Origin of the sequence: Streptomyces mesophilus (assembly GCF_011044995.1) — a bacterium.
Taxonomy (GTDB): Bacteria; Actinomycetota; Actinomycetes; order Streptomycetales; family Streptomycetaceae; genus Streptomyces; species Streptomyces mesophilus.
In genome coordinates, this window is the sequence record NZ_JAAKZW010000001.1 from 163,252 (window position 1) to 175,403 (window position 12,152).

Sequence of the window (12,152 nt, forward strand, 5' to 3'; positions counted from 1 at the left end):
GCCCGTTACGGGGTCGCGATGGGGAAGTGCGGGTCGAATGTCTCGACCACGGCCGCAAGCGCGGTGAGCACCGCCATGTCGCCCTCGGTCACCAGGCCGTGCCGCTCGACGGCTTCAGCAGCCCGGCCGGGGGCCAAGAGCAGCCCGGCGAGCGCGCCCTTGGGGCCCTTCACCGTCAGCTGTGCGTCCTCTGCGTGGCCGGGGCGGGCGTTGAGTACGCCGTTGCGTACCCACATGGTCCAATCCCCGCCGGAGTCGGCGAAGGTGAAGTCGATGCGGATGTCGACGTCCGCGGCCTTGGCGCCGTCGACGTGGACCCCTACGAAGTCGAAGAGCAGATCGACGGGCATGGCCAGGATGGTGTCGAGGCTGTCGGTGTGGATGCCGCCCTCGGTCCGCACGCCCTCGCGGAGCTCCTGCGCGGCGGTGAGGAAGATGGCCCGGTACTGCGGGACTTCGGCCTGGTAGCCGAGCTGTTCATACGCGTCGGCCTGAAGGTTCTTGCCTTCGGTGTCCTCCCGGTCGGCGAAGACGAGGTGGTGCAGGACCTGGACGGCCCACCGGTAGTCGCCGCCTTCGATCGCGGCGCGCCCTTCCTGGAGGATCCTGTCGCGGCCGATGAGGTCGACGTGCCGCCTGGCATGGTCCTCGGGCAGCAACGGCATGATGGTTGCCGGATCCCCGTCCCAGAAGCCGAGTTCCTTGTGGAAGACGGCGCGGACGTTGTGGTGCAGGCCGCCGTGGTAGTAGCGGTTGAACCACTTCTTTCCCAGCGCGTCGGGCAGTTCGACGATCTCGGCGGCCTCCAGCGGCGTCAGGCCCTGGTTGGCCAGCCGCAGTGCCTGGTCGTGGATGTACTTGTACAGGTCGCGCTGGGACTCCAGGAAGGCCACGACGCTCTCGTTGCCCCACACCGGCCAGGTGTGGGGCCCGTAGTGGACCTCGGCCTCCTCGCCCCAGCGAACCAGGGTCTCGTCCAGGTAGCGGGCGAAGTTCCTGGCGTCGCGGGTACGGGCGCCCCGGATGGTCTGGATGTTGTGCATGGTGTGGTTGGCGTTCTCCGCACAGGTGAGTGCCTTGATCGCGGGGATCCAGATGTGCATCTCCTCCGGCGCCTCGGTGTCCGGGGCGTAGAGGAACTCGAATGTCCAGCCGCCGAGCGTGCGCGTCTCGCCCGTCCGGGTAATGGGGTCGGTGGGCGGGATGTAGCTGAACTTCGTTCGGAAGCCGTCGTCCTCGGACCCGATGCCGCCGGTGACCACTCCGCAGTCGCAGTGCGGGAGCAGCAGCCCGAAGGTGTAAGCCATCCGCCGGGACATCGCGTTGCCCGTGATGACGTTCTCGCCGATCGCATGCTTGTTGAACGACTCGACCGTGCCCGGCGCGATGATCGGGATCTTGCCGGAGGCGACATCGGCCTCGTCGACGATGCCCTTGATGCCGCCGTAGTGGTCGAAGTGCGTGTGGGTGTAGATCGCGGCCACCACAGGCTTGTCGTTCCCGGTCTCACGCCGGAACAGCTCGAGACCGGCCTTCGCGAGCCCGACGTCGGTGCCGAAGTCGATCACGACAAGCCCGTCCGGGGCGTCGACGATCGTGATGTTCGCGCTCAGCCGTACCTGATAGAGGCCTTCGACGACCTTGTACAGGCCCTCCCGCTTGATCAGCTGGGACTGCCGCCACAGGCTCGGGTTCACCGAGTCGGGAGCCGGTGTGTCGTCGGCAACGTAGTCGAGCATCCGCGCGTCTCGCAGCAGGTCACCCTCGTCGCTGTAAAGCTTCTCGGGGAAGGCGGCGACGAACCCGCGGTCCACGTCGGCGAAGTCCGCGCGGTCCTCCATCGCGTAGGAAGCCAGCGCCGCCTTGTTGATGTCTGCGGTGAAGGACGACGCCTGTTGTGAACCGGCCACCACGGCCTCCACTCTGCCCGACGGCGGGGCAAGAAGTTACATATGCGACACGGTACTGCGCAAATTGGTCCGCAGCCATTCAGGTGGGGTCGCGACCGAGCGACCGAGATCCACTGCGCGCTATTCCGCACCAGGGTCTTCGAGCAGCCGACTTCCACCGCAGGCTCAACTGGCTGTAACAAGCGAGTAATCAGCGCTGATCTAACGTGCGTCGCGCCAGGTCTCCCGTACTGCTTCCGCCTTCGAGGCGCACCGGGACCACTCCCCCGACTTCTCCCCGAAGGGTGCATGATGAGCGCCGTCAACCACCGAGGCCTGCGCCTCGCCACCGCCCTGGTCGCGGCCGGGCTGGCCATCACTGCCGCACCGCCGGCGCTGGCCGCCGACGACAACGGCCCGCTCACCCTCACCGAGGCCCAAGCCGACCGGCTGTCGCGCCACGCGCAACTCGACGCCTACGGCGACGGGGCGAGCACCGATCCGCTGAAGTCCGCCGCCCAGGCCGAAGAGGCAGCGCCCGCGGACGCCGCATCCGAAGCGACCGGCGCCACCACCGACGCGGCCAAGTGGAAGCTCACCGAACGCTCAGCGCTGGAAGGCGTGCAGGGCATGGCCGCCACCGTCCCGGTCACCGGCACGGACGGCGACTACTTCGCCCTCCACTCGCTCGGCACTGTGCAGCGCCGCAGCTCGGACGGCAAGCAAGCGTGGATGCGCGACACCGCCTCCCTCTACCGGGACTGGAAGGTCAGCCCGCTGCGGGTGTACCAGCGGGAGCCCTACCCCGCGCGCATCGTCATGGGCTTCAACGCGGTCAGCCCGTTCAGCGCCACGTCCGACCAGGGCTGGGACACCGGTGACCTGACCGGCGACGGCGTGGCCGACATGGTCTTCACCGCAAGAGTGGGAGACCTCCCGTACCGTCCCTTCACCTCACCCGGCTCGTCGCTGCCCACCGGAACCTTCGTCACCGTGCTCGACGGAGCGACCGGCCGGACGCTGTGGTCGAAGCTGTACGCGGGCGCCTTCCAGGTCAAGCTCGTCGACGGAACGCTGATCGTTGCCGACTCGGCGTTCTACAACCTCAACTCGCCGGCCGACTCGAAGACCACGCTCCACGGGATCCGCTTCGCCTACGCCGACGGCAACCTGGCGCCCAGTCAGACCTGGACGCACGACGCCGGCACCTACACCGGAGTCTCATGGGGCAGCCTGGAACCGCTCGGCGACGGCCTGCTTGCCGCCTCCTGGAACCAGTCCCGGAGCTACAGCCCCGACAAGGAGGCGAGCGGCCACACCCTCGTAGTCGACACCCGCGACGGCAGCGTCAAGTGGTCGTCCAGCAACCGCCTCTACTCACGCCAGCTGCACTGGGACTCCGCCCGCGGCCGTCTCGTCGCTCTGGAGCAGTCGGACCCGGCCGACGGTGTCACGTACGAAATAACCTCCTACGCCCCGGCCGACGGCACCCGCACGGTCCTGGACACCCGTACCAACGCGCTGCCCCTCGCGATGACCTTGGGCACCATCAAGGGTGACTCCCGACCCGAGTACGTCGTCAGCGAGTCCACGCTGGACACCAGCGCCCGGCTCTCCATGAACACCAACACGGTGCGCGCCCTGGACGGAGACCGCGCCGAACCTCTGTGGTCCCGCACCGTCAAGCGCGACGCGGACTCCACCAGTGACGTCGGCGCGGCCTGGGGTCTGCGGATCGCGGACGGCAAGGTCATCGCCTCGTACGTCGACGACCGGGGAAGCACTACCGCCGACAATCGCGCTGCCACCCGGTACGCACGGCTCGCCGTGCTCGCCGGCAACAGCGGCGCCGTCAAGTGGGAGCAGCGCGGCCTTGTCGCCTCGCAGGCCTTCGCGCAGCCGTACCGTCAGGGCGAGGACTGGTACCTGCGCACTGTGGACAGCAACCAGAACGTGCACGCGTACAGCATCGGCAGCGGCAAGCAGCACAAGCCGCTTCCCTTGCAAGGCCAGCTCTTCGCCGCGGCGTCGACCGACATCAACGGCGACAAGAAGCAGGATCTGGTGGCCGGCGGCACCTCCGACGGACTCTTCGCCTATGACGGCCCGTCCCTGGTCGACGGAACACCGAAGCTCCTGTGGACCGCCGTGCTCCCCGGCCAGATCCACCAGGTGGTCAAGGCCGACACCAACGGCGACGGCCGCGACGAACTGATCGTCGCCGCCGACAGCGCCGCAGCCGTGGTCGACGCCCGCACCGGCAAGGTCCTCACCACCATCGACGGCATGGGCCAGTTCGTACGCAATGTCGCCGCAGCGGACCTTGACGGTGACGGCAGAGCCGAGATCGTCGTGGCCACGGACAAGGTGCGGGTCTACCGGGGCACCGGGCAGCTGCTGTGGGAGTACGCCGCACCGGCCGAAGTGGGCGACGCGGTCTTCGCCGACGTCTCCGTCTCGGGCGGCAAGGTCCATGCCCAGTACCAGACCCGTGGCAAGTCCGCATCGTCCGCCGTCCCGGTCGGTGGCGTGGCACTGAACGGCAAGGACGGCTCGGTGGCCTGGTCCTTCGTCCCGGAACCGGGCACGGGTACGGACGGGAAGGTCTACGGCGTACCCCTGCGAGCGGGCACGTACGCCTCGCCCGGCATCCCGTACGCCGACGGACACGCGGTGGTGTACACGTACCTGACGCGGCGGGCCGACGGCACCGTGTACAACGGCCAGTTCGCGACGATGATCCAGATCCGCGACGGCCGGACCGGTGAGCTGCTGCACGAGGCGATGGCCGGTGGCTTCGGGACGGCTTGGAAGTGGTTCACCGGGCCGCAGGGCCTGGTCCTGGCCGGCAACGCCAACTTCCGCACCTTCGCGGCGAACGGCCAGGACCACATCGTGTACACCTACGCCGACATCCGCAGCGGAGCCATCGCGGCGGGTCCGGACCAGCGGAGCGTCCTGGTCGCCGGCGGCGTTCAGACCGTCGACCCGTTCGACCCCTCGCTGCTCACCGACGGACCCAACTACCCGGTGCCCTCCGGCGGCGCGGTCATCGCCGGCGCCCAGGAGCTGTTCACCGGTGACCTCGACGGAGACGGCGTGGACGAGGTCGTCTCGCTCAACTTCGACGACTACGGCACCGACCGCACGTACGCACTCGTCGGTGGCTCCTACTCGCAGCCGTTCACCGCGATGCGCCGCCTGGTGACGCTGACCATCGACAAGCCGTGAGCCCAGCGGATCGCTGAGCGGGGGTCCCTGAGTGTCGCCTTGGCGCGGTACACGGGGACCCCCGCTTACCTGCATGCTGCACACAGTTACAGTGACTGCCCACATGACCAGGGAAGACACCCCACCAGAAAGCCACGCCGCCACTCCGCCTCTGCTTCGACTGCAGCTTCTGGGCGGATTCAGGGCCTCGCGCGAGGGTGGTCCTCCCGTGCCCGAACGCTGGCCGCGGCCCAGTGCACGCACCCTGGTGAAGCTGCTCGCCGTCGCCCCCGGCCACCGGCTGCACCGGGTGCAGGTGATGGACGTCTGCTGGCCGGACGCCGACCGCCACTCCGCGCTCCGCAGCCTTCGGGTGGCCCTGCACGCCGCCCGCCGGGCCTTGGAGCCGGAACTCGCGGCGCGCACGGCCTCCTCGTATCTGACGACCGACGGCCCGCTGCTGTGGCTGGAGCCGGACACCGTACGGGTCGACGTGGATGAGACGGAAAGACTTGCCGTCGCTGCCTTGGCGGACGGCGGCATCGAGCAACTGCCCCAGGCGCTGGCCGCCTTCACCGGCGAGCTGCTGCCCGAGGACCAGTACGCTCCCTGGGCCCGGCAGCGCAGAAGGCAGCTCGTCGAACTGCGCACCCGATTGCGGCTGGCCACTGCCTCGGCGCAGCTCGCCGACGGTCTGGCCGAGGACGCAGCCGCGATGGCGCAGGCCGTCCTCGACGACGCTCCCGCGGACGAACGGGCCCATCAGCTGCTGATGAACGCCTACCTGCTCCAGGGCCTGCCCCGGCAGGCAGTCCGCCAGTTCCACCGGTGCCGGGAACAGCTCGACGCGGAGCTGGGCATACGTCCGGGTCCGGACACCGAGCGACTCCATCTCCTGGCCCTCGGCGCTCCCGGCGGAGGCAGTGTCCCCTCCCCCGGCTCCGCCCTGCCTCCCGCGCTCCGCGTCCCCCCGTCCGTGCCGCTGCACGGCCGCGACAAGGTGCTCGCCGAACTCCTCGGCCCCGACGCGCCGCCCGTCCAACTGCTCGGCGGCGAAGCCGGTCTGGGCAAGACACGGCTGGTGACGGAGGTGGCTCGGCGGGCGGCGGCCGAGGGCGCCCTGGTGCTGTGGGGCGCCGGCCACGATGCCGAAGGACGTACGCCATACGGCGCCTTCGTGGAAGCACTTGACGGCTGGCTGGCCGACCGCCCGGCCTCCGACCGGGCCCGGATCGGCGCCGAGTACCCGGAATTGTCGGCGCTGCTGCCGTCCCTTGGCCGAGCGAACACGGACGCGGCGCGCAGTCCCGAGGAGGAGCGGGACCGGCTGTTCGCCGCGACCGCCGCGCTGTTGCGCGATCTCGCGGCGACGGCCCCCGTACTGCTGGTTCTCGACGATCTGCACGCAGCCGACGCCGGCTCCTTCCAACTGCTCAGCCATCTCGCGCGGCGCGCCGCCGCACTCCGTCCCGACCGGTGCCGCGTACTGGTCACCTACCGCACCGATGAGCTCGGCGAGGACGACCCTCGACGGGCCACCTTCCCCACACTGGAGCGCGCGGAGCTGGCCCGGCACGTGCCCCTCGAGCGGCTCGACCGAGCCGCATGCCTGGCGCTTGCAGCCTCAGTGCTGGACCTGCCCGCCGGGACGGCGACCTTGCAGCAGATCTGGGAACTTTCGCTGGGCAATCCCCTGTTCACCTTGGAACTCGCCAGGGAACTCGGCGAGCAAGGCACGCATGACAAGAGCTTCCAAACGCCGCGCGGCGTGCGGCAGTTGGTGGCGGCACGGCTCGCACGGCTGGCGCCGGCCGCGCGCCGGGTGGTGGAGGTGGTGGCCGTAACCGGCGGCCACGCCGCTCTGTTCGAGGTGCTGGACGTGGCGGCGTCGACTGCGAGCCCGCGCACATCGATCGCGGAGATCACGGCCGGAGCGGATGCCGCCGTCGCCGCATCCGTGCTCGCCGAGCGAGCGGTCGTGGTCGACGGTCGCGCCGTGCCCGGGCTCGCCTTCCGCCACCCGCTCGTCAGGTTGACCTGCTACGAACAGCTCTCCACCGCCCGGCGCCGGTTGCTGCATTCCGCATACGCCGATGCGGTACGGCGTCGCAGCCCGGACGCGATCGACACGCTCGCCGCCCATCTGGGGCGCGCCTCCGACCCACGCGCAACCGGCTATCTGCGCCAGGCCGCCGAGCGCGCCGCCGCCCTGTGCGCGAACGACACCGCCGACCAGTACTACGCCGAACTCACGTCTCTGCTCGACGGACTGGCCGCGGACGCCGCCTGGGCCCGTATCGACCGCAGCGCCGTGCTGCAGCGCATGGGCCGCTATGAGGATGCAGCCCGCATACTGCGGGAGGCGATGGAGGACCTGCGGCGACGCAGCGACGCAGACGGTCTGGTGCTGGCGGCCGGCCGCCTCGCTGACGTACTGGCCGATACGCGCGGCGCGCAGCAGGCACTGGCTCTGCTCGAGGAGCATCCGCCGCACCCCGACACCTCCCCGCGGGCCGTGACAACCCATCACACCAGCCGTGCCTTGAACTGCCTTGTCGTCGGCCGCTATCCGGAGGCCGTCGCCGCGGCCCGGTCGGCGGCTGCGACGGCCGAGCATGTCACCGGGGTTCAGCGCCTGGGTCTCCTGGCACGCGCCCTGACCCTGCAGGCGATCGGGCTCGCCCTGGACGGCAGGTTCGCCGAGGCGGGCCGCACGGCCGATGAGGCGCTGCCGCACGCGACAGCCTTCGGCGAACCCCGCCTGCTGGGCGCAGCACTCTCCGTCCAGCGCGAGCAGGCACGTCGGTCCGGACGCCTGCGGGAAGCCGTCGAGACCGGCTACCGGGCCCTGGCGCTGGCCGAACGCGCCGGTGCCCCGGCAGGGATCGCCTTCGAACGTGCCAACCTCGCCGAACTCCACCTTCTGCTCGAGGAACAGGACAAGGCGTCGGAGCACGCTCGGCTCGCGATGCGGTCGGCGGCTGCGGAGGCCGACTGGTCTCTGCCGTATGCCCTGCTCGCACAGGCACGGGTGACGATGCGTACGCGCGGAGGTGATCCGGACGAACTCCTTGAGGACGCGTTGCGGGCCGCACGGGAACACATCGACAGCCAGGCCCAGCACGAGGTGCTCACCGCGCGAGCCGAGTGGCAGATACGGGCGGGTCGGCCGGAGGCGGCCCTCGCGCTGCTGGACGAGATCGCCGGTGGCGGTGCGGCGCACATCGTCGCCTGGGCCCACCTCGCCGCGGGACGAGCACACCTGGCCGCCGAACTGGCGGCGAACGAGGCAGCCCGCGCCGAGGCAGCGGGCGAACGCCTCACGGAGGTCGGGGCCCGTACGGTGCAAGGCGCGGCTCTGGCGGCACTGCGCAATACCCCGGAATCGGCGCGGTGCTTCGCGGCGGCCAGCACGCAAGCCGCCCTGCTGCCCTATCCCGCCGGGCTGCGCGACATCGAGCTCGCCCAGTCACGGACCTGGTGACACCCGCGCGGTCAGGATGCAAACGGCCCTCCCGCGCAAGGTGAGTTGCGGGAGGGCCATTCGGCACAGGCGGCCCGCAGGCGTGGGCGCCGGCGCCCTGTCCCCTGTCCGTTTCACGAGCCGACGTGAAGCGCTACGGGCACTTCAGTTCAGTGGACGCCGCCGCCGTGGTCTCGGCGAGCTTGTCGATCTGCGGCTTCAGCTCGGTGAGCGCGTCCTTGCCGGTGGCGTCGCCCGGCACGTCCTCGTACGCGGACTTGAGGTCGTCCGCGGCGCCCTTCACGGCATCCCGCTTGGCGGAGGTGAGGTCGCCGAGGCTGTCCTTCACCTTGTCCCAGTCGTCCTGGACCTTCTGGTTGGCTTCCTTCAGCTGGTCCTTGGTGGCGGACGCGGCGTCGAGGTTCTTCAGGGCGGCAGTGTCGGACTTGAGCGCCGCGAGATTCGTGCAGGTCTCACCGGCCGCCTTCGTGGCCTCGTCCTTCGGAGAGCTGTCGTCATCGGAGCACGCGACGAGGGAGAAAGCCAGGGCGGCCACGACCGCGCCGGTCGTCAGGAGACGCTTCATGAAGTGGTGCCTTTCCGTGAACGCCCGCGCCAACGGTCGGGACGTATGCGAGCAAACTTTCACAAACTGGGGTAGATCGCATCCAGGGCGGAAACGGCTCCACTGCCATGCCCTCCCGCACGCCCGGTTGAGGGTGCACAGACGAAGTCCCGGTTGCACAGGCGATATGGCGACCGGATAGTTGCGGCATCCGGAGGATCTCGTTCCGCAGGGGTGGACATGGCTCGTACAACCGCTTCCCCCGCACTCGGACGGCGGTGACCCGACGTCATGGAGATGCTCCGCGTACGCCTGGCCGGCCCCCCGGAGCTCGTCGGCCGACTGGCCGAGACGCTGCACGACGACCCCTACGCCTTCGACTTGGCTGTTCAGCGCGCCACGGGGGCGACTCAGACGGACGACGTCGTCGAGTGTCATGTCCTCGCCGGTGCGGCGAACCAACTGCTGCGCGAGCTGCGAGCGCTGGGCGCCGGCGACCGGGTCTCCCTCACCGTGGAGCCGGTGGCGCTCGCCTCCTCGGCCACCGCGGAGCAGGCGGAGCGGCGGCTGCTCGGGCCTCTGGCCAGAGCACCGGTCTGGGAGCTGGTCCGGGCCCGGATCCACGCCGACGGCATCTATCGGCCGAGCTTCTACTTGCTGCTTGTCGCGGCAGGCGTCATCGGGGCCGTCGGGATTCTCACCAACTCACAGATCCTCGTCGTCGGCGCGATGGTCGTGGGCCCCGAATACGGAGCCATCGCGAACATCGCCCTGGGCCTGAACCGATGGGACCCGCATCGCGTCGGCCGGGCGGTACGCGCCCTGGTGATCGGTTTCGCCCTGGCCGTCGCGGCGACGTTCGCCTTCGCCGCCCTGGTCCGGGCGTTCGACCTGCAGCCGCTCGCGTACGAGAACGGCGTGCGGCCCGTGTCGCACATGGTCGGTACGCCGAACTTCTACTCCTTGGTGGTTGCCGTTGCCGCCGGCGTCGTGGGTGTCGTGTCCCTGACGCTCGACCGTTCGGCCACCCTGCTCGGCGTGTTCATCTCCGCCACCACCATCCCGGCGGCCGCGGACATGGGGGTGGCCTGGGCGTTCGGCAGCTGGGACGAAGGGCTCGCCTCAGCCGGTCAGTTGGGGCTCAATCTGCTGGTCCTCATCGTGGCCGGAGCCCTGACCCTGTTCGCCCAGCAACGTATCTGGCGTCGTATCCGGGAGCGCCCCGCGGACGTCACGGGGTGAGGGCCGGCCGCGGCACGGACATCATCCCGGCATGCGCCCCACGGCGCTTGTCAGTCCATCGCGGCGGCGACTGCCTCGGCGACCGTGCGGTGTACGCGTTCCGGACCGAGGTGTGCCGCGAGCGGATGCCGTTGCAGCGACCGGTCGGCGTGCGCGCGGATATGCGCCAGATGCAGCGTGATGCCGTCGCGTTCCAGCTCCTCGCGCAGCTCTTCCAGGGCGTCGAGCACGGGAACCCCGAGATGAAAGGTGGCCGTGATGTCCAGAACGACGGCGCTCGGCTGAGGCTGTGAGGCAAGGACCAGATCACGTACGGCGAGCTTGACGCGCGCCGCATTGCCGAAAAAGAGCCCGCCGTCGGGCCGTACGGCCAATACGCCGGACACGGTGCTGGCCTGCTCGTGCAAGGCGGTGTCGACGTACACGTCGGTGCCGGCAAGCCGGCCGATGACAGCCACGTGCGGCTTGCTGGCGGCAGCGATGAACAGCACCAGCGACAAGGCGACCGCGAGCAGCAGGCCGGGCAGCAGGTCGAAGAGCAGCACGCCGAAGAGAGCGGTGAGCGCGACCCAGAGGTTGGGCTTGTCGAGTGCGGCGTACCGGCGCAGCTCCCCGACCCGGAGGAAGCCCCGAACGGCGACGATGACGATGGCGCCGAGCACCGGCTCGGGCAGGTCGGTGAAGAGCGGGGTGAGGAACGCACCGGTCACGAGCACGAGCCCGGCGGCGATCAGCGACGTCATCGGGGTACGGCCGCCGGCAGCGGTGGCGGCGGCACTGCGCGAGGCGCTGCCGGAGACCACGAAGCCGCGGACCAGGCCCACCGCGATGTTCGCGACGCCGACGGCCTTCATCTCCCGGTCGGCGTCGATCTCCTGACCGTGCTCACGGGCGAGCCGTCCGCCGATGCTGTACGCCTCCGCGAAGACGACCAGGGCGACGCCCAGCGCCCCGCCGAGCAGCTTCAGCCAGTCCTCGGCGGGGATGTCGGGCAAGTGAAGTGCAGGCACGGCGGAGGGGATCTTCCCGACGATCTCGACCCCGTGGTCCTTCAACCCCAGGACGGCCGAGACCACAAGACCCAGGACGAGGACGACAAGCGAGGCCGGCAGTCTGGGGAGCCACCGTTCGAGGGCGAACAGGAGAACAAGCGCCGACGCGCCGACCGCGAGGGTGGCCATCGACCAGTCGGGGGCCTTGCTCAGCACCGCCCAGGTTCGTTCGAAGAAGTTGCCGTCGCCACTGGAGACGCCGACGAGCTTGGCCGCCTGCCGCACGATGATGGTGAGCGCCATGCCGAACAGGAAGCCGACCAGAGCCGATTCGGCCAGGAAGTTCGTCAGGAAGCCGAGCCGCGCGAACCCCGCGACCAGCAGCACCGCACCGACGATGACCGCGACCGCCGCGGACAGTCCGACGGCCTGACCGGGATCGCTGCTGACATCGCCGACGGCGGAGGCGGACAGCACGGCGGCGGCGGAGGTGGCACCGACGATGAGGAAGTTGGAGCGGCCCAGGAGGGCGTAGGCGAGCAATGCCACGGGAGCGGCGTAGAAGGCGTTCTGCGGCGGCACACCGGCGATCTGCGCGTACGCCACGCACTCCGGCACGATGAGCGCCCAGGCGGTGAGCGCGGCCAGGGAGTCGCCGCGCAGCAGGCGCTTCCGGTAGCCGGGCAGCCAGCCGGCCACGGGCCGCGCCGCACGCGGCCGAGGTGTCGGTGTCGTCATGCGTCTGCGTCACCCATGCCGAGCACTCCTCGCGCCGCGTGCGGAACCCGATC

Annotated in this window: 6 protein-coding genes; 3 read left to right on the plus strand and 3 right to left on the minus strand. The window is 70.2% G+C overall.

Annotated features, from left to right (window positions below):
- Positions 1 to 5: 5 nt before the first annotated feature.
- Complete coding sequence (locus G6045_RS00655) at positions 6 to 1,910, minus strand: alkyl/aryl-sulfatase (RefSeq protein WP_328707611.1); 1,905 nt, start codon at positions 1,908 to 1,910, stop codon at positions 6 to 8.
- A gap of 291 nt (positions 1,911 to 2,201) precedes the next feature.
- Here G6045_RS00655 and G6045_RS00660 point away from each other — a divergent pair, with 291 nt between their 5' ends.
- Together G6045_RS00660 and G6045_RS00665 are read left to right on the plus strand one after the other, a co-directional pair.
- A complete protein-coding gene (locus tag G6045_RS00660) occupies positions 2,202 to 5,120 on the plus strand; it encodes an FG-GAP repeat domain-containing protein (protein ID WP_165329719.1) in 2,919 nt (972 codons plus the stop codon).
- A gap of 208 nt (positions 5,121 to 5,328) precedes the next feature.
- Positions 5,329 to 8,583, plus strand: a complete 3,255-nt coding sequence (locus G6045_RS00665) for an ATP-binding protein (protein WP_165329720.1) — start codon at positions 5,329 to 5,331, stop codon at positions 8,581 to 8,583.
- A gap of 133 nt (positions 8,584 to 8,716) precedes the next feature.
- Here G6045_RS00665 and G6045_RS00670 read toward each other — a convergent pair whose 3' ends face one another.
- Positions 8,717 to 9,148, minus strand: coding sequence for a hypothetical protein (locus tag G6045_RS00670; protein ID WP_165329721.1), 432 nt, complete (start codon positions 9,146 to 9,148; stop codon positions 8,717 to 8,719).
- A 270-nt stretch (positions 9,149 to 9,418) separates the two neighbouring features.
- On the opposite strand from G6045_RS00670, the gene G6045_RS00675 reads away from it, so the two are divergent.
- Positions 9,419 to 10,369 (plus strand): DUF389 domain-containing protein, encoded by a 951-nt coding sequence (locus G6045_RS00675; RefSeq protein ID WP_165329722.1) that lies wholly within the window; start codon positions 9,419 to 9,421, stop codon positions 10,367 to 10,369.
- 50 nt (positions 10,370 to 10,419) lie between these two features.
- Here G6045_RS00675 and G6045_RS00680 read toward each other — a convergent pair whose 3' ends face one another.
- Entirely contained in the window at positions 10,420 to 12,099 is a 1,680-nt protein-coding gene (locus tag G6045_RS00680; RefSeq protein WP_165329723.1) for a SulP family inorganic anion transporter, read from the minus strand.
- Between the last annotated feature and the right edge of the window lie 53 nt (positions 12,100 to 12,152).